This is a genomic window from Microbacterium sp. SORGH_AS_0421 (assembly GCF_030818635.1).
Classification (GTDB): Bacteria; Actinomycetota; Actinomycetes; order Actinomycetales; family Microbacteriaceae; genus Microbacterium.
In genome coordinates this window covers 968,382-993,624 of record NZ_JAUTAO010000001.1, presented here as the reverse complement: position 1 = coordinate 993,624, position 25,243 = coordinate 968,382, and the positions used below count along the sequence as shown (strand labels likewise).

Genomic DNA, 25,243 nt, shown 5'->3' with positions numbered 1-25,243 from the left:
CGGTTGCTGGTGCGTGCGGCGCGAGCCGCGTCGGGGGCGGGGAGGATGTCAGTGGGCGAGGATCTTCGACAGGAACGCCCGCGCGCGGTCGCTCTCGGCGCGGGTGAAGAAGCGCTCGGGGGTGGTGTCTTCGACGATGCGGCCGTCGTCCATGAAGATGACGCGGTCGGCAGCACGCCGGGCGAAACCCATCTCGTGCGTGACGACGACCATCGTCATTCCTTCTTCGGCGAGCGAGGTGATCACGTCGAGCACCTCGCTGACCATCTCGGGGTCGAGGGCCGAGGTCGGCTCGTCGAACAGCATGAGCTTGGGCTTCATCGCCAGCGCGCGGGCGATCGCGGCGCGCTGCTGCTGACCGCCGCTGAGCTCGCCGGGAAAGCGGTCGGCCTTGTCGGCGATGCCCACGCGGTCGAGCAGGGCGAGACCCTCTTCGCGTGCCTTCTTCAGCGGCACCTTCGACACGATGCGCGGGGCCAGGGCGACGTTGTCGAGCACCGTGCGGTGCGCGAACAGGTTGAACGACTGGAAGACCATGCCCACCTCGGCGCGAAGGTCGGCGAGACCGCGGCCTTCGCTCGGCAAGGGCACGCCGTCGATCGTGATGGTGCCCGAAGTGATGGTCTCGAGACGGTTCAAGCACCGGCAGAGGGTCGACTTGCCCGAGCCCGACGGGCCGACGATCACGACGACTTCGCCGCGGGCGACGTCGAGATCGATGTCCTTGAGCACGTGGTGGTCACCGAAGTGCTTCTGCACCTCGCGGACCGCCACGAGGGGCGCCGCCACCGGGGCGGAGGGTGATGCGGGCGTCGACACGGGCGCAGATCCTTCCCGCGGACTCGCCGCGATGTCGGGTACAGCCGACGCGGGAGGAGATTTCCGCGTCGTTGGTGAAATCAAACTAACGACGCCATGTTACAGAGATAATTCGAGACAGATACTCCAAGTTTGGACTAAGCTGCAGGGGTGCAGCCTCAATCCGTCGCCCTGCCGTCCTTCAGCTCGCAGACCCTCGCGGTGCTGACGCCGTTGCGCACGGGCGCCGCACGATCGCGCGCTGAGCTCGCCGCACACACGGGGCTGTCCCCCTCGACCGTCACGGCACGCGTGGATCCGCTGATCGCGTCCGGTGTCATCGTCGAAGACGGCACCGACGACTCGCGAGGCGGTCGCCGACCCCGCCGTCTCGCCATCCGCGGCGACCTCGGCACGGTCGCCAGCATCGATCTCGGAGTCGAGCGCAGCACGGTCGGGCTCGTCGACTACGCCGGCGCCCCCCTCGCCCATCACCACCTCGTGCTGGATCTGGCGGAGGGTCCGGATGCCGTTCTGCGCCGCGTCGCAGAAGAGCTCGGCGCGCTGGCGAAGGCGAACGGCGCCCCCACGGTGACGGGCGCCGCGATCGCGCTGCCCGGGCCGGTGTCGGCGGAGACCGGCCGGCTCGTCGCGCCGTCGCGTATGCCCGGCTGGCACGACGTCGACGTCGCCGCCCTTCTCTCCGAGGTCCTCGGAGTGCCCGCCCTCGCCAGCAACGATGCAAATTGCATGGCGGTCGGCGAGCTCGTCGGTGGCGACCCCGAGGCGCTCAACCAGGTGTTCATCAAGGCCGGGTCGGGCATCGGTTCGGGGGTCGTCGCCGGAGGACGGCTCTACACGGGCAGGAGTGGGGCGGCCGGTGACATCAGCCACGTCACCGTGCCCGGGGCCGCGCCCGTTCCCTGCTCGTGCGGGCGCGTCGGCTGCCTGGATGCCGTGGCGAGCGGATCGGCTCTCACCCGCGCGGCGCAGGAGGCCGGACGCGACGTCTCGGATGTCGAGACCGTGATCGATCTGGCCCGTAACGGAGACGCTCTCGCCACCGGCCTGTTGCGCGAGGCCGGCAGTATGACCGGCGGAGTCCTCGCCACGATCGTCAACTTCTTCACCCCCGACCGCCTCGTCGTCGGCGGCTCGCTGAGCGCATCCGACGTCTTCATCGCCGCGATCAAATCCAAGCTCTGGGCCGACTGCCTGCCGATGGCGACGGAGAAACTCGAGGTCGCCGTGCCGCGTCACGCGCGCACGGGCGGCATCCTCGGCGCGGCGCGGCTGTTCCTCGACGCGGTGTTCCGGGACCGAGGCTGCACGCTCGTCGTTGCGGGTCTCGGCCCGCTCCTAGCCCGCGAGGGCCGCGTCTCCGTCGTCGCAGCCTCAGCCCGCCGAAACCACGTCCCAGTGCTCGCGGATCAACCCGCCGTCGACTCGGAACAGATCGGAAGCCAGCAGCGGGTCGTCGGGCTTCGCCCCGACGGCTTGCGAGAACGTCCAGACGATGTCGCCGTCCGACAGCGAGATGACCGACTGCTGCGCCGGGAACTGCACCCCGCTCGAGAAGAACTGCTTCAGTGCGGCGGTGCCGTTCGGGGCGACCGAGTTGTGTTGCAGATAGGCGGGGTCGAACGCGCGATCGAGGATCGATACGTCCTTGTCGCGGAACAGCGTGTCATACGCCGAGACGGCGAAGAGGCGGTTCTTCTCTTCCTGCTGCTCGGTCGGGGGCGCGGTGGGCCGCGACGGGCGGCGTAGGTCGCTGAACATCGTGTTCGTGTTGCCGCTGGCCGGGGTGCCGGTGGGAATCGCCTGGTCGAGCGACCAGTGCTCGACGATCTTGCCGTCCCGGAGGCGGAACAGGTCGACGGCCGCGTCGCCGCGGCGCTCGTCGCTCGGGTCGGGGGCGATCTGCCAGTGCACCGCGACCAGGTCTCCATCGGAAGCGGGGTGCTTGATCACGGCCTGCGCGCCGGGAATGCGGTCCCGGTCGGCCGCGAACTGGGTGAGGAGCCCCTCGGGGCCCGAGGCTGATCCGCTGCCGTGGGTCACGGCATCCGGAGCCACGAGCTGACCCGCGATCGCCCGAGCGAACGGGCTGTCGGGGTCGGTGAACGTCGTGGCGAAGAGCGTGCGGATGAGGCACGCATTGACCTCCTCGGCGCCGACGTCCTGTCGGTCGACGGCCGTCGCCGTGGACGCGGGGGCTCCGGTCGGCGAAGCATTGGCGGGCGCGGCCACGACGAGAACGCCGACGAGGGCTGCCCCGGCGACCAGGGCGGTCGCGCGGGTGATTCCGGGGGTGAAGGGGGACATGATCTTCTCCTACGCAGTGCGGATCGATGTGTCACCGTTGCGTCGACTCGTGGTCCTCTCGGCGACGGTGACCGGTGGAGACGCGAGCACGCGGTCGGCGGCTCGGCGCGCAGCGGCAGGATCGCAAGATTTCGCCACGCGCACACCTACGCACCTGATCGTCAGGTACTGACCCCGAGGTTGGATTCGTGGCGACGGCGGTCGAAGCTGGGCGGATTCATCAGCACCGCCGGCCGCTCAGACGTTGCGCGGCTCGCGGTCGGACGCCACCCGGTTGGCCGCACGACTGCCCAGGATCCCGCCCACGACGAGTCCCGCGATGATGACCACCGCCGTCAGGGCCGGATCGGCGTCCGCAAGAGCCGGGGCCGCCATCGGCAGAACCGCGACACCGACGGCCGCGAGGGCGAACACGGCATAGGGCAGCAGCGCGGCGCGGTGCCCGGCCCTCCACGCGGCGTCGCTCTGCTGGATGGCGGGAAGCCGGATGCCGACTCCCCAGCCCCTCGGGATGACCCCGCGCCCGCACAGGGCGAGGATCGGGATGAACGCGAGACCGACGACGGCGAGGACGATCGCCCCTGTGCTCATGGTGGCAGGATACGCCCGACATACACTCGCCGTCGTACGCTCCACATCATGTCCTCGTCAGCTCGCGCCCCGCGGCTCCTGCGTGCGTTCCGGGATCGCCGGGGCCTTCTGCTGGCGATCGTGGTCCTCGTCGTCGCGGTGGTCGCGGGGGCGAGTCTCACCAGCGCCAAAGATCACGCCGTGCACGATGCCGTCGCTCCCGTCGAGTGGCGCGAGGCCCCGGACGCAGCGGCGCCAGGGAGCGAGATGCGCATCCGTCTGCAGCGCGACGGCAGGGCGGAGGTCGTCGACGCCCCGCGCGGAGACGTGACGCGTCAGGACCGTGACGAGGCGCGGCAGAACCGCAACGGCCGTCGGCACCTGTGCTTCGCGCCCTCGGGGAAGGGCGTCTACACCCGGGCCCGCCACGTGGGAGGTCGTCGGCGAGTGGGGGATCCGGGTGCAGTTCGACGACTCGTCGCTCATCCTGCGCGCGGGCAGGGGCGGCTCCATCCTGCGCGACCCCGACTGGAGCAGCCCGCGCATGACCGCGTGCGGCGAGAACGGTAAGACCTGGCGGTTCGCGCGCGTCGACTGAGCACGGTGGTCCGCACCGTAGGCCGGATGCGGTCAGCCTTTCGGGACCTCGATGTTCACAGGCTCGCCCCACGCCGTGAACTGCTGCATCGTGGTGGTCTCGATACCGCCGAACGACCCCGTCTCTTGAATGGCGACGACGCGGTGTCCCTCGCCGAGCCACACGGTCATGTCTTTCACCACTACACCGGATGCCGAGAAGGAGCCGTCCGCACGTACCCGCCACGCGCGCACCTCTGTGCCGTCGGGCAGCGAGACGGTGTCTTGATCGGATTGCACCGTCCAACCGGGAGCGGCCGCGAGCAGCGCCGCGGCGGCCGAGGGATCGGCGAACGCGCGGTACGTCTGACCGATCGTGGCGGCGATGACCGCGCGGTAATCGCCGCTCGTCGGGTCGGCGCGCACCCAGGTGCCGTCGAAGCTCACCCACGCGTCGGCGGGCGTGAGCACGAAGTCCTGCGTGCCTTCGGAGCCGGTGACCGATCCCGCGGTCGCGGGTGCGTCACCGAAGACGAAATCGGCCTCGCCCGTCAGATCGGCCGACTGCAGATGCAGGTGGCCGCTGCCCGCGGCGCGGGAGTATGCGACCACGCACCCCGACAGCGCGTCACCGGTGACCGTCGCGTCCGCGATGAGATCGACGTCGTCGCACTCACGCGGTGACGAGACCGCGGGAACACCGCCGGGCGTCTGCGACGCGATCGCGGTGGGCGTGGCGGAGGCAGCTCCGGGGTCGCCGATCGGCGCGCACGCAGCGAGCAGCAGAAGGCCGACCGAGGCGAGAGCGAGCCCGGAGGCCTTCGTCGACGTTCGTCCCATGGCATCCACTTTAGGAAGACAGCGGTCGGGCGGGCCACCGCACGGCCCACACCGCCCCGGGCCGTGAAACGCTGGATCCGAAGGAGGGATCGCCATGACCGACCCCACACCCGCCGACCGGCTGCGCGCGGCCCTCGAGCACTCCGACGCCTCGGCCCGGCTGCAGGCGGCACTCGCCGCGGGGACACGCCCCGACGATCGCTACATCGACGTGCTCGTGGCGCGGTGCGCGGTCGAGACCGACTTCTTCGTACGCGACATGCTGACCTGGGCGCTCACGCGTCACGACCCCGCGCGCACGGTTCCGGCGCTGCTTCCCGAGGTGGGGTCCGAGATCCCTCAGGCGCGGAGCCAGGCCCTGCACACGCTGTCGAAGATCGGCGACCCGATCGCCTACACGGCGATCACGCGGGCGGTGCTGCGCGACAGACACCCCGAGGTGGCCCGGGCGGCCTGGCGGACGGCATCCGGTCTCGTTCCCGACGACCAGCGCGAAAGCCTCGCCGACGAGCTGTCGACGCAGTTCGGCCGGGGCGATCACGACACGCAGCGCAGCCTCAGCCGGGCGTTCGCCGCGATCGGCTGGCGCGCCGAGCCCACCGTCGAACGCGCGGCGGCCTCGCCGTACGACGTCGTCAGCGCGCACGCGCGCGCCACGGCGATCATCATGGACGACCCGGATGCCGACTTCGCCGCCGCCGCTGTCGAGGCCCGCCGTCTCGTGGCTCAGCGCGCGCTTGCGGTCGAGGAGTGAGCCTCGAGCTCAGTGGTAGTGCGTGACCCACGCCCACAGCGGCGGTCGGCGTCGTCGCGCGGACGTCTCCCGGGTCTGATGGACGGCGGCCAGAGCGGTCATGGGTTCGAGGTCCGCGGGGGTGGCGGCGCTTTCCACGGGCGCGGGACCGCTGCACAGCTCGGCCGCGAGGTCGGCCACCTCGCTCGCGGTCGGACGCCCCTCGGGGTCGGGGGCGGTCATGGCGGTGAGCAGCACCTCCCAGCCGTAGCCGAAGCGCTTCGGGACTTCGGGGTCGTAGTCGAGGGGCCCCAGCACGAGCTCCTGCATCGCCCCGCCACTGAGCGGGCCGTCGGCCGTGAGCATCTCCTCCGCGAGCAGACCCAGGGCGTAGATGTCGGATGCCGGGGTCGCGGGGTCGCCGCGCAGTCGCTCGGGCGGGAGGTACTCGGCATCCGGACGCGCCGGAGCGGTGGCGGGTCGGGCGCCGAGCACCTGGGTGACGCCGAAGTCGGCGAGAACGGCGGTGAAGGGGCGCGAGGCGGCGCGCTCGGGGCGTAGCAGCACGTTCGACGACTCGAGGTGCTGGTGGACGATGCCGACGTCGTGGATGACAGCGAGTCCGTCGGCGATGTCGTGCAGAAGGCCCGCCGCGAGATCGGGGGCGAGCGAGCCGTGGTCGTCGAGGTGCTGACGCAGCGTGGGCCCGGGAATGAACTCCATGACGAGGAGCCCGTGTCCCTCGCCGGTGAGGTGCGCGTCGTAGAGCGTCACCAGCGACGGGTGATCGAGGGCCGTGAGAATGCGCGCGGCCGCGAGCCGATGCCGGGGGTGGGCGGGCTCGTCCGGGTCGAGCGGGAAGACCTTCACCGCGACGTCGCGCGCGAGCACGTCGTCGCGAGCCCGGTATACCGTTTCCTCGCGGTCGGCGCCGAGGCGTTCGATCAGGCGGTATCGCCCACCGAACGCGCCGTCGAGCGACGGCAACGTGGGCGTCTCGCTGCCCATGGCGTGCCCGCCCGGGGGACGATTGCGGTGAGGGGGGAACTCAGACAGTGTCGTCACACGAGAGGGTCGCCGTTGTCGCTGGTGCGACGGGTGGTGACGCGCTGGCCGCTGGCGGGATTGATCGTCGAGCGGCTCACCGACTCGGTGGAGCGACGGCGGAACACCAGGACCAGGCTGATCAGGAAGACCACCACGCCCGCCGCCATGAGGATGTACCCGATCGTCTGGAGATTCGCCACGCCGCCGAGGTCGAGGTTGACCGCGAAGGCCAGGATGGCGCCGATCACGAAGAGGGCGATGCCGCTGCCGATGCCCATGGGAACTCCCTCGTTGCTGTGCTCGTCTAGGGGCGGCGGCCGATGAGGCGGACCTTCACCGGTGCCGATCGCTCACACGCTACTGAGCGAGCGGTTTTCCCCGCGACCGATGGCGCGGCGCATTCTCGGGGTGCATAATGGACGACCTTCAGCGACGGATCGACGCTTTCGCGGCGCTCGGGGGCCGCGGTCGACTTCAGATTGTCGACCTTCTCGCCTTCGGTGACATGTCGTCGAGCGAGATTGCGATGGCGCTGGGTATGAAGTCGAATCTCGTGGCTTTCCGCACCAATGTGCTGCATGAGCGCGGAATCGTTCGCCGCGTTCGTTCGGAGTCCGACGGCCGCCGCACGTATTTGCAGTTGATTCCCGAGGCGTTCTCAGCTCTTGCGGCCGCGGACGCCGCCGTCGAAGGTCGGGTCGTCTTCGTCTGCACGGCCAATTCTGCGCGGTCGCAGCTGGCGCAGGCGATCTGGGCGGAGCACAGCGGCATCCCCTCCGCCTCGGCAGGAATGCACCCGGCCGACCGCGTGAACCCGGGCACTCTTGATGCGGCGACCCGCCACGGCATCTCTCTGGATCCGGATGCCGTTCCCCGCGCGCTCGAACAGGTGGCCCGCCCCGGCGACTTCCTCATCAGCGTCTGCGACCAGGCGCACGAGCAGATGAAAGGCCGCGACGACGTGCATTGGTCGATTCGCGACCCCGCGAAGAGTGGCAGCGTCGAGGCGTTCGACATGACGGTCTCCGAGCTGCGCGCGCGTATCGGGCGAGTGGCCGCGCAGCCCGTCGCGGCGTGAACCTGAGGCGTTACATCGGTCACGGAACCGCCCGCACGGGTTGGTGTCCCGACGGCGGTTGAGGTGCGGGGTGATGGTCTGGCGTTTCGAGCCATCACCCCACGCCACAAGGTCACCGCCGGTAGTCAGGGCTACGGCGCTGTTCTCTCCAGCTGAGACAGCGCTGACGGTGATATCCGCCACGGCGGTGGGGTGCACCCCGAGGAGGGCCAGTGAGGAAGACCCGGAAGTTGCCTCGACTTGTTCGGCTTTCGCTCGAAGGGGAACGGAGACCGGGAACGTAGCGTCTTCAGCGCCGCCGGTGTGAGACGTCATTCGCCTTGGCCCACGTCTGCGACAACGCGGACGACCACGACACCAGGTTGGCTTTCGAGCTGTGGCTGTCAAGATCTTCCACGTCACATGAGTCGGAACGGGAAAAGCGCGAGGGTGGGCGAGAAGCGCGTCATCTACCTTCGGAGAGGTGTCGTCTCCCCTCAGCGGGCCGCCCGGGTGCGGTTCCGGGGGGAGCAGAAGTGGGTCCTTGCGCAGTGCGACGGCGAAGGCGCGCTCCTGCCGGGTCGAACGCGCGGACGCCAGCCGGTGCTGGCGCCCGCGCGTGGGATCAGGAGGGGAAGGGCGCGCCGGCCTGGATGGCGTTGACGACGAGGCTGAACGACACGGTCTTGCCTTGCGCGGTGTTGTCCGTGTTTTCGGGAAGAAAGGCGCGGAGCTTGATCACGGTGGTGTCGCCGGCGGCGAGTGAGGAGGTGCTCGGGATGGCCTTCCCGCTCATCGATCCACCGATGCTGCCCTGGGTGGACCAGGTCGCGCCGCCGTCGAGGCTGTACTGCACGTAGACAGACTTGGAGAAGTTCGTCACCTCGGAGGCGTTGATCGTGGCCTTCCAGTCGACCGCTGCCGTTCCGGTGTTGCGGACGTTGATGTTGAACATCTGGGCCTTGGTGCCGAGGTCCTAGTACGCAATCGGGAGGACGTTGGTGAACGCCAGTGCGGCGACAGAGTTCGAGTCGTCAGCGAAGTTGCCGATGGCAACCGTGCCGGCGGCGAGGGTGTTGTCGGTGACGGTTTTTTCAGCGGTGAAGTATGCGCCGGTGGCGACCGTGCTGCCGAGGCCGATGGTGAGCAGGGCGAGCGACGCGGCGAAGAGCTTCTTCTTGGAGAAGGAGCGCTTGGGAATGGACATCAAGACTTCCTATTTACCGCGATGAGTGGTGGATAAACCTGCGGAAACACCTGCGGGATGAGAAATGCGCGTAGGCAGCGCGGGGCTTCATTACGAGGACGGAGCGCCGGCCTGGATTCCATTCACATTCAATGTAAAGGTGAGCTGCGTGCCTTGGATGCTGTTGGATGCGTTGGATGGAAGCCAGACGCGGAATCCGACCACTTGATACCTGCCGGCCGCGATCGGGGACGGCGACGGTATCTTCGTTCCGCTCAGCGCGCTGACGCTCACCGCATCCGACCAGGCGCCATTTCCGATCTGGTACTGAATTCGGGCCTGGCTGGCCAGGGCGTTCGACGAAGTGAGGCTGTAGGACGCGTTCCAGTCGATGTCGACGGTTCCCGAGTTGTCGACGAAAACAAGGAAAGTCTTCGCCTTGCTGCTGATGTCGCTATCGGCAATGGGGATGAGGTTGGTGACGGATACCGCTGCGGAGCCCGAAGTCATTTCTCCGAGCTTCACGGTCGCGGAACTCAACGTGTTGTCGCTCACCGTCTTGTTGGCCGTGAACCATGCGCCCGTGGCGGCTGTGCTCCCCATGCCTACGCTCAGCAGAACAAGTGACGCGAGAAGGATTCTGCGCCGAGTGAAGGCGCTGGGACGAGGAGGCATACGTTTCCTTCGGAGCTGGGTGGGGAGGGCCCCGATAGGGGGCGGTGTTCATGACAAGGTCTGCTGTGCCGCTGGATGAGGGGGCGGGGAGACACCCCGTCCCTGGAGCTCGTTCCCCGCTCACATCGGGAACGAACGGTGCCTTACCGTAGTAAACGGATCAAAACGGACTTGGATGCACCATAGCCCACGTAAGTAGCCTGCGACAAGACGCTTCTGTGCGTGGCCGGTATCCGGGCCGCGGTGGTGCGCGCAAAACCCCACGGATCGGGCCCTTTCCGTTGACTTGCCACGTCCACTGTGACGAGCTCGTTACCTCGGGCCTCGAGTGATCGACGCGCAGCGTGGTGGATCCTCATAGGCGGGGATCGGTTCCGGACGGGATTCGGCCGCGTGCGAGGGATGCCGCTGCCGTCAAGCCTCGGCCCCTTTCAGGCGTTTCTTGACACTCGACGAGTACCTTCTACGGGTCGGTGTGGACTCGTGCGCCCGCACGGGTCGCTGACCGCCGGCGCGAGCGACGACACGGAGGCGATGACCATCAGCACGATGACGGCACCCGCACCCCTCGTCACCCCCACGGCATCCCGTCCCGCGAACCCCGCTCGCCACCTGCCGTCGCTCACGGGGCTCCGCTGGGGCACGGCCATGCTGATCTTCGGCCACCACCTCATGGCGGTGGAGTACTTCGGTGGGACGGCGGGAACGGTCTGGGCGTTCCTCTTCGAGGCCGGGAAGACCGGCGTCACCCTCTTCTTCATCCTCTCGGGCTTCGTGCTCGCGTGGGGCTACAAGCCGCGGCAGAGCGCCGGATCGTTCTACTGGCACCGCTTCGCGCGCATATACCCCCTGCACGTGGTCGGCGTCGTCCTCGCGATGATCGCCGCGTCGACCCTCGTGCCCGAGATCCGCACCGACGGCGCGGCGCCGCTCGTCGCGAACGTCTTCCTCGTCAACGGCTGGGTGCCTGACTGGTGGCAGGCCGGCAACCCCGCGAGCTGGTCGCTCGTGTGCGAGGCCTTCTTCTACCTGAGCTTCCCGTTCCTCATCCGCCCCCTCGTGCGCCTGTCGAGCCGCGCGCGGGGCGTCGTGGTCGTGGCATCCCTCGTGCTCGTCGCCCTGGCCCCGCAGATCGCCGCGGTGTCTCCGGTGCCGATGGCGGCGGCATCCACTCCCCTCCTGCGCCTGCCCGAGTTCGTGCTGGGCGTCACCCTCGCGCTGGTGCTGAAGAGCGGGGCATGGATGCCGCTGAAGCTGCGCTACACGGTCCCGCTCGCCGTCGTGGGCTACGCCCTGTCGGAGGCGCCTCCGATCCCGGGCACCGACATCCACCCCGGTCTCGCCGCGACCGTCGGGTCGTTCGCTCTGCTGGTGGCCTCTCTCGCCGCCGCCGACGCCCACGGGCGGTCGACGTTCCTCGCGCGTCCGCTGTGGCAGGAACTCGGTCGGGTGTCGTTCGCGTTCTACCTCGTGCACCTGCTCGTGATCGCGTCGGTGTCGTCGTCGTGGCCCGACGGTCACCCCCAGCTGCCCTGGCGGCACGCGGTGCTGCTTGCGCTCGCCGCTTTCGCGATCGCGCTGGCGATCGCGTGGGTGCTGCACCGGGCGGTCGAGATCCCGGCGCAGAAGTGGCTGCTGCGGTACGACCGGTCGCGCCATGTGTCGGAGGGCACGGGCGCTTCGGTCGGGGGAGAGGCGCGCGCGTCGACTGCCGCTTCCCCCGCCTCCCGCTAGGCTCGCAGGATGTTCGGGGCGCACATGTTGATCCTCCTGCTCACCTGGGGTGTGGCCCTGGTCGCGATCGGCGCGGTGCTGTACGTCGCCGTGCGTCTCGCGGTGCTGCACGCGCTGAAGGCGCACACCCGCTGGGTCGAGTCCGGGCAGCGCTGACGAGGCGCCCGACCGCTCTGGGGGGCCTGCGTCGAGAACAGGGGATTCGCTGAGAACAGGCCGTTTCACGGCGAATCGTCCTGTTCTGGTGGCATCCCCTGTTTTCGTGAAGCGGCGGTCCGGGCCGCGACACGCCCGGCCCACCGATCGTCCAGATTCGCCTCGGTACACTTCCCTGTGCCCGAAACACAGCTGAACCCCGACCGCGATGCCGCGCGGGCGGTATCCATCGATCCGACCGAGCTCGAGATCGCGCTGCGCGTCATCGACGCCGCGTCCTCGCTCGACCCCGAGGATCCCGCGTACATCGCCCTGCGCCGCCAGACCGGCAAGCTCTACAAGGACGTCAAGCGCCAGTCGCGCAAAGAGAAGCGTCAGCGCATCGCCGAGGCTGACCGCGCGGTCGTGGCCGCGACCGCCACGGGCGCCGCCGACCGCATCGACGACGAGACGCGCGGCATCCCGCTGGCCGCTCGCACGTCCATGCCCTTCGCCGGAGAACTCATCAAGGCCCGCGCCTGCTACATCTGCAAGCAGGATTACACCCTCGTCGACGCGTTCTACCACCAGCTCTGCCCCGACTGCGCGGCCATGAGCCACGCCAAGCGCGACGCCCGCACCGACCTCACCGGCAAGCGGGCCCTGCTCACCGGCGGCCGCGCGAAGATCGGCATGTACATCGCGCTGCGGCTGCTGCGCGACGGCGCGCACACGACCATCACCACGCGCTTCCCGCGCGACGCGGTGCGCCGCTTCTCGTCGCTGCCCGACAGCGCCGAATGGATCCACCGGCTCAAGGTCGTCGGCATCGACCTGCGCGACCCCGCCCAGGTGATCGGGTTGGCGGAGTCCGTGGCATCCGAGGGTCCTCTCGACATCCTGATCAACAACGCCGCGCAGACGGTTCGGCGCTCTCCGGGGGCCTACAAACCCCTGGTGGATGCCGAGCTCGCACCGCTGCCGGACGGGCCCCTGCCCGAGTTGGTCACCTTCGGCCACACGAACGACGCCCACCCGCTCGCCCTCGCGCAATCCGTGTCGGCGCACCCGATCCTCGCGTCGGCCGCGCGCACCGCCGACGAGCTGACCGCCGAGGCGATGGCCGCGGGGTCGTCGTCGCTCGAGCGTCTGGCCGCCGGTACGGCCATCGACGCGGGTGGGCTCGTGCCCGACGAGGACCGCATCAACAGCTGGACGCAGCACGTCGACCAGGTCGAGCCCCTCGAGATGCTCGAGGTGCAGCTGGCCAACATGACCGCGCCGTTCCTGCTCGTCAGCAGACTGCGCCCCGCGATGGCGGCGTCGACCGCGCGCCGCAAGTACATCGTCAACGTCTCAGCGATGGAGGGCGTCTTCGGTCGCGGGTACAAGGGCCCCGGCCACCCGCACACGAACATGGCCAAGGCCGCACTGAATATGCTGACGCGCACGAGCGCGCGCGAGATGTTCGAGTCGGACGGCATCCTGATGACCGCGGTCGACACCGGCTGGATCACCGACGAGCGCCCGCACTTCACCAAGGTGCGCCTCGCCGAGGAGGGTTTCCACGCCCCGCTCGACCTCGTCGACGGCGCGGCGCGCGTGTACGACCCGATCGTGCGCGGTGAGGCCGGCGAAGACCTGTTCGGGATCTTCCTGAAGGACTACAGCAAGGGCAGCTGGTAAGGCGCCGCGGGGTGGGCGCGGGGCGTGCCCGGCGCCCGCTCCGGTGCCGCGCCCGGTCCGGCTCGGTCCGGCCCGGTTGAGTGTCCAAAACACCCGGACGACTTTCGAATCCGTCCGGGTGTTTTGGACACTCAACGCGCGTCCGGGTCGCGAGGGCCTCAGGCGGGCAGGAAGTACTCGCGGGCGAGAGGGGCGATCTCGAGACCGGATGCCGTGGCCGCGGTGACCCAGCGGAGCTCGGCGATCTCGGCATCCGGTGTCGGCTCCTGCTCGCCGATGTCGACGCGGAAGACCTCGGCCACGACCTCGAAGCCCGGTTCGTTCGCCGCGCTCGCGGCGTAGGAGCCGAGGGGTTCGAGCAACGCGGGGTCGACGCGCAGGCCGACCTCCTCAGCCAGTTCGCGCGCGAGCGTCTCGGCGGGCGTCTCGCCGACCTCGGGCTTGCCGCCGGGCTGCATGAACGCCGTCGTGCCGGCCTTGCGAACGAGCAGCAGGCGCCCCTCGGCGTCGGTGATGACCGCGGCCGAAACGTGGATACGGCGCGGGGAAGTGGCATCCGGGATCACCTCGGCACGCTAGCACCCGGGAGCCGCCCTCCCGGCGCGGAGGGGGCGTGGGCATAGGCGTTGAGTCGGCGTGGGCGTGGGCATAGGCGTTGAGTGTCCAAGAAACCCGGACGTTTTGCGGAATCGTCCGGGTGTTTTGGACACTCGAGTGGGAGTGGGATGTCTCGCCCTCATCGCTCGGCGGTGTCCGGTCGGTCCTGAGCGGCCTCCCGACCGACGAAGGCGGATGCCAGCACGTCGACGACGTCGTCGAGGGCCTGCTCGTCGTGACTGCTCAACCACCACTCGACCAGCCCGTCGACGCTCGCGCGGAGGGCGGCGGCGACGATCGGCGTGGGGGTGTTCAAGGTGCGCCCGGTCGCGTCCGACCACCGCTCGATGCTCTGGGCGATGGCCCGCACGCTCGCCTCGATCTCGCTCTGCGCCGCGGCGCGCAGTTCGGGATGGGCGCGGGCGGATGCCGTGAGCTCGCTCACCACGCGGTACTCGCTCTCGTGGCGGCGGAGATCGCGGGCGAGGCCGTGCAGGGAAAGGCGCACGGCCTCGGCGAACCCGTCCAGCGGCAGGTCGTCGGCCCAGACCGCGTCGAGCGCGCGCTGCGACGCGCGGTGGAGCACGGCCTCGACGAGGGCCTGCTTCGACCCGAAGGCGTAGGTGACCACACGGTGGGCGACGCCCGCGCGCTCGGCCACCCGTCGCAGGCTCAGCGCGGATGCCCCCGCATCGGCGACGACCGAGAGCGCGGTGTCGAGCAGGCGCTCTCGACGCTCCTCGAGGGGAAGGTAATCACGAGTGGGGGCCTCGGTGTTCACGGCGTTCTCCAAGCGATCGGGGCGGTCGAGTCTCGCATACTGAATATATCCACCCGGACCAATTGGAGGTCGAGATGACCGAACTGCACGTCACCCCCGCTCGCGAAGCCGACCTCCCCGCCGCCGCGGCCGTGCTCGCGCACGCATTCCGCGACGACCCCGTGATGGCCGCGATCGTGCCCGGAGGGCGCCGCCTCGAGCGGCTCACCACCCTGTTCACGGCCATGCTCCGCGGTGCCCCCTTCGAAACCGGCAGCGTCGACCTCGCCCGCCGCGCCGGCGGCGACGAGATCCTCGGGGTCGCCGCGTGGGAGGGCCCCGGCGCGCCGTCCCTGCCCTGGCGTCAGATCCCCGGGTACCTGTCGGCGCTCGGCCTCGCCGGTGTCGTCCGGGCCGCCGCCCTGTCGTCGCGGTTGGCCCGCCACCGTCCTCGCTCACCGCACTGGTACCTGGCGCAGATCGGCGTCTCGCCGAAGGCTCGAGGACTCGGCGTCGGCGGCGCGCTCCTGCGCTCCCGGCTCGAGACTCTCGACGTCACGCGAGAGGCCGCCTACCTCGAGTCGTCGACCCCCGACAATCGTCGGCTTTACAGCCGCCTCGGCTTCGAAGAGATCGCCCCGATCCGCGGCATCCGCGGGGCCTCTCCGATGGCGATGCTGCGCCCGTCCGCTCCCGCCCGGCAGGCGGTGCCCGCTCGAGCGGTCTGACGAGGGGCCCGGGTAAGCGTCTCGACGTCGAGCGTCCACGAAGTCCGCTCAGGCGCCGAGGAATAGACTGGATGCCATCGACACCGTCTCTCCGGGACCCTCCGTGACCACTCCTTCTTCCGAGCGAGCCTTCGACGTTCGCCACGTGCAACTCGCGCGCGCCCTTTTCGCCGCTCTCGCCGCGGTGATGGTCACCTTCTCGTCCGACCATTCCGCCCCTCTCGGGCTGGGCGTGTTCAGCGGATTCGCGATCGCGACCGGACTCGTCTTCGCGCTGTCGGTGTGGCTCGTCCACCCGCGGGGTGAGCGCCTGACGCCCGCCCTGCTCGCGGTCGTCTCGCTCGTCGCGGGCATGGTCGGCAGCGTCGGCAGCTGGCGCACGACGGGCGTGTTCTTCGGGGTCGTCATCGCCTGGGCGCTGCTCTCGGGCGCCGTCGAGCTGGTCGGCGCCCTGCGCCAACGAAAGACGGTCGGGGCCGCGGGCGCGCGCGACGGCGTGCTCATCGGCATCCTGAGTCTCGTGCTCGGAGTCGTGCTGATGCTCCCGATCCAGCAGTACGCGCTCGACTACAGCATCGCCGGGGCGGGTTCGTTCACGCTGACCGGTATCACCATCGCCGTGGGACTCTTCGGCGGGTACGCGGCGGTCGTCGCCGTGTTCCTCGCGATCGCGGGGTTCTCTCCGCGTCGCCCCGAGCCCGTTCCGGCCGTACCCTCCGAGGAGGCCGCGTCATGACCGACAAGCCCACCACCCGCCGCGATCTGATGAAGCCCGTCCAGCTTCTCGGTCTGGCTTTCATCGCCGCGCTGTTCGCCGGCTTCGTCACGCTCATGTCGATGGGTTTCTTCCAGACGCGTCCCGCCGACGAGATCCAGCGCGCACTGATCGTGGCGCTGGTCGCGGCCGGCGCGACGTTCATCGTCACTCTGGTTTCGCTCGCGCTGTTGCTGCTGGTGGTCGACCCCACCAAGGTCACCTCGACCATCGATCGCCCGCTGCTCCTGCCGAAGGATGCACCGGATGCCGACTCCTCCAGTGCCCCGACCACGCCCGAGGCTCCGCGCGCCGACGACGGCCCCGTCGAACCCCGGGCGTAACGCCTACCGACGCGGGTCGATCATCGTCATGCCCGCGGGGGAGGCCGAGTCCATCGTGGGGAGCAGACCGGCGGCGTCGTCGAGTCCGACGACCCGCTCGATGAGTTCCTGCGGGCGCAGGGCGCCGCTCTCGATGAGCGACAGCATCTCGGGGTAGGCGACCGCGGCCATGCCGTGGCTGCCGAGCAGGTCGAGCTCCCACGCGATCACGCGCGCCATGGGCATCGGGGTCTCGCCATCGGCGGTGGGCAGCAGGCCGATCTGCACGTGCCGGCCGCGACGGCGAAGGCTCAGCACGGCATCGCGGGCCGTCTGCGCGCTGCCGACGGCGTCGACCGAGACGTGACTGCCGCCGCCGGTGAGCTCGTGCACGGCTGCGGCGATGTCGGAACCGTCGGCGAGTAGCGTGTGCTCGGCACCGAGTCTCTCGGCGGCATCGAGGGCCGCGGGGGTGCGGTCGACGGCGATGACGCGCGCGCCGAGGGCGGCACCGATCATCACGGCGCTCAGCCCGACCCCGCCCGCTCCCACGACGGTGATCCACTCGCCGGCCTGGGCCCTGGCCCGACCGGTCAGCGCGCGATAGGCGGTGGCGAAGCGGCAGCCCAGGGCCGCGGCGGCCTCGAACGAGACGTCGTCGGGAATGCGCACGACGTTGGTGTCGGCCGCGCGCAGCACGACGCGCTCGGCGAAGCTGCCCCACTGCGTGAAACCGGGCTGCTGCTGGTCGGGGCACACCTGCGCGTCGCCGCCGCGGCACCACTCGCACACGCCGCACCCCATGACGAACGGCACCGTGACGCGGTCTCCGACGCTCCAGCGGTGCACGCCCTCGCCGACCTCGACGATCACCCCCGCGAGCTCGTGTCCCGGCACGTGCGGGAGAGCGACATCGTCGTGCCCGACCCACGCATGCCAGTCGCTCTTGCACAGGCCGGTCGCGTGCACCTCGACCACGACCCCGCCCGCCGGCGCGCTCGGTTCCTCGACCTCGCGCACCTCGAGGGCTTCGGCCAGGGCATCCATGATCATCGCGCGCATGGCATCCATTCTCCCGCGTGTGCCCGGCGCTCCCGCGCTCCGTGCGGTCGCTCACCTCGGGTGAGTCGTCGCGCGGCGGGCGGTGACGCCGCGTTCGCCCCTTGAGTGTCCAAAACACCCGGACGTTCCGAAATTTTGTCCGGGTGTTTTGGACACTCAAGTGGGTAGGCGGCGCGCGGCCTGCGCGGCGCGCGCTGCCTTCGCTGGGCGGTCGGTGACGCGTCGTCTGCCCGTTGAGTGTCCAAAACACCCGGACGTTCCGAAATTTCGTCCGGGTGTTTTGGACACTCGCGAGGTGCGCGGCGGGGGAACGCGCGCACCCGGTCAGGCGCGGCGGCGGCGTGCCCCGAGCAGCGCGGCGCCGAGAGCCGACAGAGCCAGGGCCAGGATGCCGAGAACCACGGGCGCCTCCGAGCCTGTGACGGCGAGACCGCTGGCGGTGCCGCCGTCCGAGCTCCCCGGCCCGCCGATCGTTCCCGCGGGAGCACCGGGCGTGCCGGAGCCCGTGCCGGGGCCCGTGCCGAAACCGTCGCCGTCGCCCGGGGCGGTGCCCGCTCGCACCGTGACGGTCACGGACTGCACCTGTTCGCGGTTGCCCGCCACATCGGTCGAGCGGAACTGCACGACGTGGTCGCCGGCGCCCGTGAGGGTCATGCGGGAGCCGGCGGTCCATGTGGTTCCGTCGAGCGAGTACTCGGTCAGGGCAACGCCCGAGGTGGCATCCGTCGCCGCGAACACCACCGTGGCTTCGGTGGGGGCCAGAGCCTGGAACACCGCGGCCGGCTGCATCAGGCGCCGCAGGGTCGAGGGCTCCTCGACCGAGGCCGCGGTGGTCGGGGCGGCGGTATCGATGCGGACGGGCAGGGATCCGGCGACCTCGGGCACCTCACGGCCGTTCCACAACGCGCGGTAGTCGACGGTGTGGTCGCCGTCGGCGGTGATTGTGAAGTCGAGGTCGTCGCTCCACGCCCCGCTGTCGAGGCGATGCTGCACGACGACGTCGCTGTTGCCGTCGTGGTACAGCGAGACCGAGACGGGAGCGGTGGTGTGCCAGCCCGAGGCGTTCGGGGCCGTCTTCACTGCCGGGTCGATGTGCACGATGCCGCCGGCCTCGGGCACGAAGATCTCGGGGATCTTGAGATACGACCCGGGGGTCGCGAAGGTGAGGCGCAGACCCGTGGCGAGGACCTTCGGGAACGACAGCGTCGTCTCGGTGCCGTTCGTCACGGTGGGCGCGTCACCCGTGAGAGGCAGCAGCTTCCACTGGTTCTCGTGGTAGTCCCGGTACTCCAGCGAGACGCCGGCGATCGATCCCTCGATGTTCGTGAAACGCACCTCGTTCAGGCGGTGGATCTCGAACGTCTCCATCGTGAAGGTCGCGGTGTCCTTGTAGCCCGCGTCGGTCCAGGTCGACCATGCCGTCCCCAGTCGGCCGTCGCACGCGTTCGAGGCGGGCATCGTGGCCCACTTCGTCTGGTGGAAGGATGCCGACACCTGGGCGTCGCCGCCGCGGCACACGTTCGCGGCCGAGGCGTCGCCCCACACGTCGACCTCCGAGATCGACTGCCACGTGTTCGCCTCGCTCGTCAGACGCAGTCGCAGAGCGCTCGCTGCCGGAAGCGTCCGGGCGTTGATCACGGCCGTGGGGGCCGGGGTGCTGGCATCCTGAGCGAGGGTCGCCTCGACCGCGGTGTCCTTCCACGCGCCGGCCGGGTCGCGGTACTGCACCTGGATGCGCGAGGGCCAGGTCGCGGTCGAGCCGTCCTTGTACGTGTGCACCACGATCGAGTCGAAGGTGCGGTCCGTACCCCAGTCGAACTGCAGCCAGCTGTCGCGCGGATAGCCGTTGCCGGTCCAGTCGTCCCAGCCCTTGGCCGTGGGATTGTCGTCGGTGAGCGTGCCGACGAGGTCGTTGCGGCTCGACGCGGTGACGGTCGCCTCGGGGGCGATGTCGGCGACGCCGGGCTCGGCGACGGTGATCGTGCGCTGGAACGTGCGACCGGCGGTGAAGCTTGCGTCGGCGGCGAGAGTGCCGGTGATGGTCTGGGGGCCGAGCGCGCTCGTGTCGATCGTCGACCACGTGACGGCGACCGGGGCGGTGCCGGCGGAGGTGGTGATGGGGACGCTGGCCGGCAGCTGCGGGGTGGCGCCACGTCGGACGTTCTGGGGGAGCGCGGCGGTGTCGGCCTTCCAGGTGCCGTGACCGAAGCCCTTGTCATCCCAGTAGGAGGCATCCCAGCCGTCGCCGTAGCGCGCGGGATCCTCCGCCGCGGGGTTGTGCATCTCCAACCGGCCGTTCTCGCCCACGGTGAGCGGGAGCCAGACGTAGGTCGAGTCGGACTTTCCCTCGTTCCAGCGATCGCCCATGTAGACGAACTTGCCGGGCTCGAGCTCGAACACGTTCGTCGTCTGCGAGCCGAAGGTCGAGCGGCGCACGTCGCCGATCGAGAGCAGGCCGTCGCCCCCGTCGGGGATGGCGTCGTACGAGACGGTCTCGTTCACGTCGTTCGCATCGACACCGCGGATCCACGTGCCCATCAGGTTCTTCGTGGTGTAGTACGTCTGCGGGTTGGGTGCCCAGCCGGTCGCCCCGGAGGTGACGACGCTGTAGGTGCCGTCGCGCTCGAAGATCGCGGGGGCCTCGAGGTGGCCGCATTCCTTGACGATCTGGAAGTCGGTGCCGCGCTTCGGCGCATCGGGCGTACCGTCGGCGAACACGTAGGGGTACCGGCCGTCCTCGGAGTACTGGTTCACGTCGAGGGTGTCGCGGTCTGTGGTGTGCGTGACGTTCGTGTAGCTGTCGTCGAGCGCGGCGATGTAGAGGCTGTAGTTCTCCTCCGACGAGTACGAGATGTACGCCTTGCCGTCGTCGTCCTGGAACACCGTCATGTCGCGCGCCTGACCGGGAACCGCGTACGGCGTGCACGCCTGGTAGTCGGTGCGGTTGGGCATGCGGAAGGCGCCCGTCATGCGGAAGGGCCCCGCGGGGGAGTCCGAAACGGCGACCGCCGCCATCGATCGGGCATAGGTGCTGCCGCCGGGTTCGATGCGTCCGTCGGCGTGCCACCACATGACCCACTGACCGGTCTTGTCGTTGTGCAGCACCTTCGGGCGCTCGAAGATCGCCGTGTAGTCGGAGTTCTGCGTCGAGTTCAGGTGGTAGGCCAGGGCATCGATCTTCTCGGTGCGGGGCTGGCCGTTCTCGTCGACGGTGTCGTAGAGGTCCTCGAAGTAGGGCGTGAGCAGGTCGTCGCGCGTCGAGATGCTGCGCAGGGCGTCTCCGAGGTTCGTCCAGTTCTTGGCATCCGTCGACCGGTAAACCGCCACGCCGGGGCTGTTCCAGTAGCCGTTCGTGCGGTCTTCGCCGTACCAGTAGTAGACGGTCTGGCCGTTCTCCTCGGTCGTGACGACCTGCCCGCCGTGCGCCTGGATGTGCCGGCCGTCGGTGTCGAACCACTTCGGCTGGAAGTAGTCGGTCGCGCCGGAACCCGGATCAGCGAGCGGCTGGAAGGTCGTATACGTGGCGGGTGGGTCGATGCGGGGGACGCCGTCGTTCGGATCGGTCGGGACGCCGGCTGCCGCGCTCGCCGCGAGGGGGGATGCCAGGGCGGTGGCGAGCAGAGCGGCCGTGGCGGCGGCCAGCAGGCGTGAGGTGAGCGGGCGTCGAGGCGTCATTGCGTCTGTTCCGATCCGCGCCGCGACGGTGCGGCGCTGGGCGACCCGGGGGTCGAGGGGATGTTGACGTCAACACTATGGGCCGGCGGTGCGCGGCGTCCAGGGGGATTTGCGTGGACGCTGGCCGGGGGCGGCGCATCGCTCGCCGCCCGCGCACCCACGTCGAGTGTCCAAAACACCCGGACGTTTTCAAATTTCGTCCGGGTGTTTTGGACACTCAACAGGACGGCGGGCGACGCGACGCGCGGAGCCTGGCGCGGGGACACGCGAAGGCGCGACGCGGCCCCACGTCACGACGTGAGTGTCCGAGAAACGCCGTCGGCGCGGGGGCCGACGCGGCGTGTCTTGGACACTCGACGGAGGGGGCGCGTTCCCCGCAGCGCGTTACAGCGCGTCGACCACCCGCGACGCCAGCCCCGCGTACGCGGCGGGGGTCAGCGCGAGCAGGCGCTCTTTCGCGGCGTCGCCGATGTCGAGGCCGCGCACGAACTCGGCCAGCTCGGCCCCGCCGACGCGGCGGCCGCGCGTGAGGTCCTTGAGCAGCGCGTAGGGGTCGGTGATCTGCGAGCGGCCCGCGGCGATCTCGGCGCGCACGACCGTCTGGATCGCCTCGGCGAGCACTTCCCAGTTCACGTCGAGGTCGGCCAGCAGCACGTCTTCGGCGAGCGAGATCTCGGTCAGGCCACGCTGCAGGTTGTCGAGCGCGAGCAGCGAGTGGCCGAAGGCGACGCCGATGTTGCGCTGGGTCGTCGAGTCGGTGAGGTCGCGCTGCAGGCGGCTCGTCACGAGAGTGGATGCCAGGGTGCCGAACAACCCGCCCGCGATCTCGAGGTTCGCCTCGGCGTTCTCGAACCGGATCGGGTTGATCTTGTGCGGCATGGTCGATGACCCGGTGGCGCCCGCGACGGGGATCTGGGTGAAGTACCCGAGCGAGATATACGTCCAGATGTCGGTGGCGAGGTTGTGCAGGATGCCGCCGGCGTGACGGGCACGGTCGTAGAGCTCGACCTGCCAATCGTGCGACTCGATCTGCGTGGTGACCGGGTTGAAACCGAGGCCGAGCGACTCGATGAACTCACGCGTCAGCGACGGCCAGTCGACGTCCGGCTCTGCGGCGACGTGCGCCGACCAGGTGCCGGTGGCTCCCGAGAACTTCGCGAGGTACTCGCCGGCATCCAGTTGACGGATGACGCGCTCGAGGCGCCACGCGAAGACGCCGATCTCTTTGCCCATCGTGGTGGGCGTGGCCGGCTGGCCGTGGGTGCGCGAGAGCATCGCGGCGTCGCGGTGCTGCTTCGCGAGCTCGGCGAGTGCGGCCGTGACCGAACGGAGCTTGGGCAGCCACACGCGTTCGACCGCGCGCTGCACGGTGAGGGCGTAGGCGGTGGAGTTGATGTCCTCGCTGGTGCAGGCGAAGTGCGTCAGCTCGGCGAGGGCGGTGAGGCCGAGGGTGTCGAGGCGGTCGCGCACGAGGTACTCGACGGCCTTCACGTCGTGGCGGGTGACCGCCTCTTTCTCTTTCAGCCACGCGATCTCGTCGGCGCCGAACTCCTCGTACAGCGCGCGCAGGCGGGTCCGGTCGTCGTCGGAGACGGGAGAGGTGCCGAACAGCGAGCGGTCGGTGAGTGCGAGGAGCCATTCGACCTCGACCTCGACGCGGGCGCGGTTAAGCCCGGCCTCCGACAGGTAGTCGCCGAGCTCTGCGACGGTGGCGAAGTATCGGCCGTCGAGGGGGCTGAGGGGCTGCGGGGGCAGAGAGGACACGGGTCTCCCGGGGATCGCGCGAACGGGTCAGCCCGCGGAACGGATGGCGGGCTCGAGCTGTCGGAACAGGGCTCGGCTTGCGCGTTCGATCATACCGAGCACCTCGTCGAACATCGGGGCCCCGGCGTAGTACGGGTCGGGGACGTCGAGGGTCTCGGCATCCGTCAGGAAGGACTGCAGCAGCGCGATCTTGTCGGCGTCGTCGTCGTCACGCGCCCACCCGCGGAGCACGCGTTCGTGGCTGCGGTCGAGGGCGACCACGAGGTCGTTGCGCTCGAAGTCGGCGTACTGGAACTGGCGGGCGCGGTGCGACGAGCCGTCGTAGCCCAGGCGCTCGAGGGCCGCGAGGGTGCGGTGGTCGGCGCGTTCGCCGACGTGCCAGTCGCCGGTGCCGGCCGACGTCGACGCGATGTGCGCTCCGAGACCGGACGTGTGGGCGATGCGGCGGAACACCACGTCGGCCATCGGTGAGCGGCAGATGTTGCCGCTGCAGACGAACACGACGCGGAACGGCGCGTCGGGGTTCGCGGTCATCCCTCCATCATGGCGGTGATGAGCCCCGCGCGCATCAGCGGCGTTCGCGCTCCTCGCGCCGCGGGCGCAGGATGCCGCCGAGCACGGCGTTGATGATGCCGATGACGAGCGCCGCGACGACCGTCAGCCAGAACTCGCCGGTGCGCAGGCCCCAGTCCCAGTTCTCGGTGATGACGCCCGTGAGCCACAGCAGGAAGCCGTTGATGATCAGCGAGATGAGCCCGAGGGTGAGGATGTAGAGCGGGATCGCGACGATCTTGACCACGGTGCCGATGATCGTGTTCACCAGGGCGAAGATGAGCCCGACCAGCAGCAGCGTGAGCAGCACCTGGAACCACTCGCCCGGCGCGAACGGGATGAGCCGCACCTGCAGGGCGGGCAGCAGGGTGACGATCCAGATGGCGAAGGCGTTGACGGCGACGCGGACGACGAAGCGCATGCCCCCATCGTGGCACGCACCCGCTGGAGCACCACGGCCTTGTGGAGAGCTCGCGGCTCTCCCCATCGTGGGGAGGAGCGGGTCGGAAAAGTCGGACTGACGCGCGCGGCGGGCCCCCGGTTAGGCTCGCGGGGTGAGTGAAGAGCCGGTTCTGCCCCGTATCCGCCCCGAGATCGCCGCCCTGCCCGCGTACCGCCAGGGGCGACAGGCCAGCCCCGACGCCTTCAAGCTCTCGAGCAACGAGAACCCCTTCGAGCCCCTCCCCGGCGTCCTCGATGCGGCCGTCGCGGCGGGAGCGTTCAACAGATACCCGGATGCCACGGCCGCACGCCTGCGCGAGCGTCTCGCCGCGCGGTACGGCGTCTCGCCCGACGAGGTGCACGTCGGTGCCGGCAGCGTCTCGGTGCTCGCGCAGCTGCTGCTGGCGACCTCGGGCCCCGGCGACGAGGTCGTCTACGCCTGGCGCTCGTTCGAGGCCTACCCCTCTCTGGTCGCCGTCGCGGGCGCGAAGAGCGTGCAGGTGCCGTTGACGGCGGACTCGCGTCACGACCTTCCCGCGATGGCCGCCGCCGTCACCGAGCGCACGCGCCTCGTGATCGTCTGCAGCCCCAAACAACCCCACCGGCCCGACCGTCGGCTACGACGAGTTCGCCGCCTTCGTCGACGCCGTGCCGCGCGACGTGCTGATCGTGCTCGACGAGGCCTACGCCGAGTTCGTCACCGACCCCGATTCGGTCGAGGGCAGCCGCGTGCGCGCCGTGCTCAACCGGCCGAACGTGGTCGTGCTCCGCACCTTCTCGAAGGCGTACGGTCTCGCGGGTCTGCGCATCGGCTACGCGATCGGCCACACCGGCGTGCTGGACGCCGCGCGCAGCACCGCGATCCCGCTCTCGGTCACCGCGGCCGGCGAGGCCGCGGCGATTGCGAGCCTGGATGCCGAGAGCGAGCTGCTGCACCGCGTGAAGGTCATCGCCGAGCGCCGCGACCGGCTGGTCGACCGCCTGCGCGAGGCCGGGTGGGACGTCCCCGACGCGCAGGGCAACTTCGTGTGGCTCGCCGCCGGCGACCGCACGGTCGAGGTCGCGGCCGCCTTCGAGGAGGCCGGGCTCATCGTGCGTCCGTTCCCGGGCGACGGCATCCGCATCTCGATCGGCGAAGAGGAATCGCTCGACCGCGTGGTCGAGGTCGCCGCGGCCGCCGCCGTGCGCTGACCCGCGGGGGCGCCTTTGTCGATCGGGCACG

General features: G+C 70.0%; 26 protein-coding genes and 3 pseudogenes. 11 read left to right on the top strand and 18 right to left on the bottom strand.

Annotated features, from left to right (window positions below; all coding sequences use genetic code 11):
* Positions 1-48: 48 nt before the first annotated feature.
* A complete protein-coding gene (locus QE416_RS04680; protein WP_307313917.1) occupies positions 49-819 on the bottom strand; it encodes an amino acid ABC transporter ATP-binding protein in 771 nt (256 codons plus the stop codon).
* A 150-nt stretch (positions 820-969) separates the two neighbouring features.
* Between QE416_RS04680 and QE416_RS04675 the strand changes: the two are divergent.
* A pseudogene (locus QE416_RS04675) lies at positions 970-2,043 on the top strand (ROK family protein); the annotation flags it as partial.
* Positions 2,044-2,193: 150 nt separating this feature from the next.
* On the opposite strand, the gene QE416_RS04670 reads toward QE416_RS04675, so the two are convergent.
* From QE416_RS04670 to QE416_RS04660, 3 genes are all read right to left on the bottom strand, one after another.
* Entirely contained in the window at positions 2,194-3,126 is a 933-nt protein-coding gene (locus tag QE416_RS04670; protein WP_307313914.1) for a nuclear transport factor 2 family protein, read from the bottom strand.
* A 237-nt stretch (positions 3,127-3,363) separates the two neighbouring features.
* A complete protein-coding gene (locus QE416_RS04665; protein ID WP_307313912.1) occupies positions 3,364-3,717 on the bottom strand; it encodes an SdpI family protein in 354 nt (117 codons plus the stop codon).
* A gap of 57 nt (positions 3,718-3,774) precedes the next feature.
* Positions 3,775-4,077, bottom strand: a complete 303-nt coding sequence (locus tag QE416_RS04660; protein WP_307313909.1) for a hypothetical protein — start codon at positions 4,075-4,077, stop codon at positions 3,775-3,777.
* 79 nt (positions 4,078-4,156) lie between these two features.
* On the opposite strand from QE416_RS04660, the gene QE416_RS04655 reads away from it, so the two are divergent.
* Entirely contained in the window at positions 4,157-4,294 is a 138-nt protein-coding gene (locus QE416_RS04655) for a hypothetical protein (protein ID WP_307313906.1), read from the top strand.
* Between the two features lie 32 nt (positions 4,295-4,326).
* Here QE416_RS04655 and QE416_RS04650 read toward each other — a convergent pair whose 3' ends face one another.
* On the bottom strand, positions 4,327-5,112 hold the full coding sequence (locus tag QE416_RS04650; protein WP_307313903.1) for a hypothetical protein: 786 nt from the start codon (positions 5,110-5,112) through the stop codon (positions 4,327-4,329).
* Between the two features lie 94 nt (positions 5,113-5,206).
* Here QE416_RS04650 and QE416_RS04645 point away from each other — a divergent pair, with 94 nt between their 5' ends.
* On the top strand, positions 5,207-5,866 hold the full coding sequence (locus QE416_RS04645; RefSeq protein ID WP_307313899.1) for a HEAT repeat domain-containing protein: 660 nt from the start codon (positions 5,207-5,209) through the stop codon (positions 5,864-5,866).
* Positions 5,867-5,875: 9 nt separating this feature from the next.
* On the opposite strand, the gene QE416_RS04640 is transcribed toward QE416_RS04645, so the two are convergent.
* Together QE416_RS04640 and QE416_RS04635 are read right to left on the bottom strand one after the other, a co-directional pair.
* Complete coding sequence (locus QE416_RS04640) at positions 5,876-6,910, bottom strand: serine/threonine-protein kinase (RefSeq protein WP_307313897.1); 1,035 nt, start codon at positions 6,908-6,910, stop codon at positions 5,876-5,878.
* Positions 6,907-7,170, bottom strand: coding sequence for a DUF6458 family protein (locus tag QE416_RS04635; protein ID WP_307313894.1), 264 nt, complete (start codon positions 7,168-7,170; stop codon positions 6,907-6,909). Before QE416_RS04635 ends, QE416_RS04640 begins: the two co-directional genes overlap by 4 nt.
* Before the next feature lie 137 nt (positions 7,171-7,307).
* Here QE416_RS04635 and QE416_RS04630 point away from each other — a divergent pair, with 137 nt between their 5' ends.
* Positions 7,308-7,970: an ArsR family transcriptional regulator gene (locus QE416_RS04630; RefSeq protein ID WP_307313891.1), complete on the top strand. Its 663-nt coding sequence runs from the start codon at positions 7,308-7,310 to the stop codon at positions 7,968-7,970.
* A 90-nt stretch (positions 7,971-8,060) separates the two neighbouring features.
* Here QE416_RS04630 and QE416_RS16455 read toward each other — a convergent pair.
* The 4 genes and pseudogenes from QE416_RS16455 to QE416_RS04615 form a co-directional block, all read right to left on the bottom strand.
* Positions 8,061-8,285 (bottom strand): annotated as a pseudogene (locus QE416_RS16455) (RCC1 domain-containing protein); the annotation flags it as partial.
* Between the two features lie 289 nt (positions 8,286-8,574).
* Positions 8,575-8,904 (bottom strand): hypothetical protein, encoded by a 330-nt coding sequence (locus QE416_RS04625; RefSeq protein ID WP_307313889.1) that lies wholly within the window; start codon positions 8,902-8,904, stop codon positions 8,575-8,577.
* Positions 8,905-8,925: 21 nt separating this feature from the next.
* Complete coding sequence (locus QE416_RS04620; RefSeq protein WP_307313886.1) at positions 8,926-9,156, bottom strand: hypothetical protein; 231 nt, start codon at positions 9,154-9,156, stop codon at positions 8,926-8,928.
* Positions 9,157-9,246: 90 nt separating this feature from the next.
* Positions 9,247-9,738 (bottom strand): hypothetical protein, encoded by a 492-nt coding sequence (locus tag QE416_RS04615; protein ID WP_307313884.1) that lies wholly within the window; start codon positions 9,736-9,738, stop codon positions 9,247-9,249.
* 606 nt (positions 9,739-10,344) lie between these two features.
* Here QE416_RS04615 and QE416_RS04610 point away from each other — a divergent pair.
* The 3 genes from QE416_RS04610 to QE416_RS04600 all read left to right on the top strand — a co-directional run bounded on the left by QE416_RS04610 (position 10,345) and on the right by QE416_RS04600 (position 13,365).
* Positions 10,345-11,544, top strand: coding sequence for an acyltransferase (locus tag QE416_RS04610; RefSeq protein ID WP_307313881.1), 1,200 nt, complete (start codon positions 10,345-10,347; stop codon positions 11,542-11,544).
* A 9-nt stretch (positions 11,545-11,553) separates the two neighbouring features.
* Entirely contained in the window at positions 11,554-11,700 is a 147-nt protein-coding gene (locus QE416_RS04605) for a hypothetical protein (RefSeq protein ID WP_210076720.1), read from the top strand.
* 177 nt (positions 11,701-11,877) lie between these two features.
* Positions 11,878-13,365 (top strand): SDR family oxidoreductase, encoded by a 1,488-nt coding sequence (locus QE416_RS04600; protein ID WP_307313879.1) that lies wholly within the window; start codon positions 11,878-11,880, stop codon positions 13,363-13,365.
* Between the two features lie 158 nt (positions 13,366-13,523).
* Here the strand turns inward: QE416_RS04600 and QE416_RS04595 are convergent, their stop codons facing one another.
* Positions 13,524-13,931 (bottom strand): NUDIX domain-containing protein, encoded by a 408-nt coding sequence (locus QE416_RS04595; protein WP_307313877.1) that lies wholly within the window; start codon positions 13,929-13,931, stop codon positions 13,524-13,526.
* 170 nt (positions 13,932-14,101) lie between these two features.
* Entirely contained in the window at positions 14,102-14,743 is a 642-nt protein-coding gene (locus tag QE416_RS04590) for a TetR/AcrR family transcriptional regulator (protein WP_210076725.1), read from the bottom strand.
* A 74-nt stretch (positions 14,744-14,817) separates the two neighbouring features.
* Between QE416_RS04590 and QE416_RS04585 the strand changes: the two genes are divergently transcribed.
* From QE416_RS04585 to QE416_RS04575, 3 genes are all read left to right on the top strand, one after another.
* A complete protein-coding gene (locus QE416_RS04585; protein ID WP_307313872.1) occupies positions 14,818-15,450 on the top strand; it encodes an N-acetyltransferase in 633 nt (210 codons plus the stop codon).
* Positions 15,451-15,553: 103 nt separating this feature from the next.
* Positions 15,554-16,186 carry an acyl-CoA synthetase gene (locus QE416_RS04580; protein WP_307313868.1) on the top strand — a complete coding sequence of 211 codons (633 nt, stop codon included), beginning with the start codon at positions 15,554-15,556 and terminating at the stop codon, positions 16,184-16,186.
* Positions 16,183-16,548 carry an amino acid transporter gene (locus QE416_RS04575; RefSeq protein ID WP_267788682.1) on the top strand — a complete coding sequence of 122 codons (366 nt, stop codon included), beginning with the start codon at positions 16,183-16,185 and terminating at the stop codon, positions 16,546-16,548. The genes QE416_RS04580 and QE416_RS04575 overlap by 4 nt, the downstream gene beginning before the upstream one ends.
* 3 nt (positions 16,549-16,551) lie before the next feature.
* Here QE416_RS04575 and QE416_RS04570 read toward each other — a convergent pair whose 3' ends face one another.
* From QE416_RS04570 to QE416_RS04550, 5 genes are all read right to left on the bottom strand, one after another.
* A complete protein-coding gene (locus tag QE416_RS04570; protein ID WP_267788680.1) occupies positions 16,552-17,589 on the bottom strand; it encodes a zinc-dependent alcohol dehydrogenase family protein in 1,038 nt (345 codons plus the stop codon).
* A 324-nt stretch (positions 17,590-17,913) separates the two neighbouring features.
* The gene (locus QE416_RS04565; RefSeq protein ID WP_307313862.1) at positions 17,914-21,264 is read right to left on the bottom strand and encodes an OmpL47-type beta-barrel domain-containing protein; all 3,351 of its coding nucleotides are present in this window, start codon (positions 21,262-21,264) and stop codon (positions 17,914-17,916) included.
* Positions 21,265-21,648: 384 nt separating this feature from the next.
* Positions 21,649-23,028 carry an adenylosuccinate lyase gene (gene purB / locus QE416_RS04560; protein WP_307313861.1) on the bottom strand — a complete coding sequence of 460 codons (1,380 nt, stop codon included), beginning with the start codon at positions 23,026-23,028 and terminating at the stop codon, positions 21,649-21,651.
* A gap of 27 nt (positions 23,029-23,055) precedes the next feature.
* A complete protein-coding gene (locus QE416_RS04555) occupies positions 23,056-23,562 on the bottom strand; it encodes a low molecular weight protein-tyrosine-phosphatase (protein WP_210076739.1) in 507 nt (168 codons plus the stop codon).
* A gap of 34 nt (positions 23,563-23,596) precedes the next feature.
* On the bottom strand, positions 23,597-24,001 hold the full coding sequence (locus tag QE416_RS04550; protein ID WP_267788675.1) for a phage holin family protein: 405 nt from the start codon (positions 23,999-24,001) through the stop codon (positions 23,597-23,599).
* Positions 24,002-24,134: 133 nt separating this feature from the next.
* Here QE416_RS04550 and QE416_RS04545 point away from each other — a divergent pair.
* Positions 24,135-25,212 (top strand): annotated as a pseudogene (locus tag QE416_RS04545) (histidinol-phosphate transaminase).
* Positions 25,213-25,243: the final 31 nt, after the last annotated feature.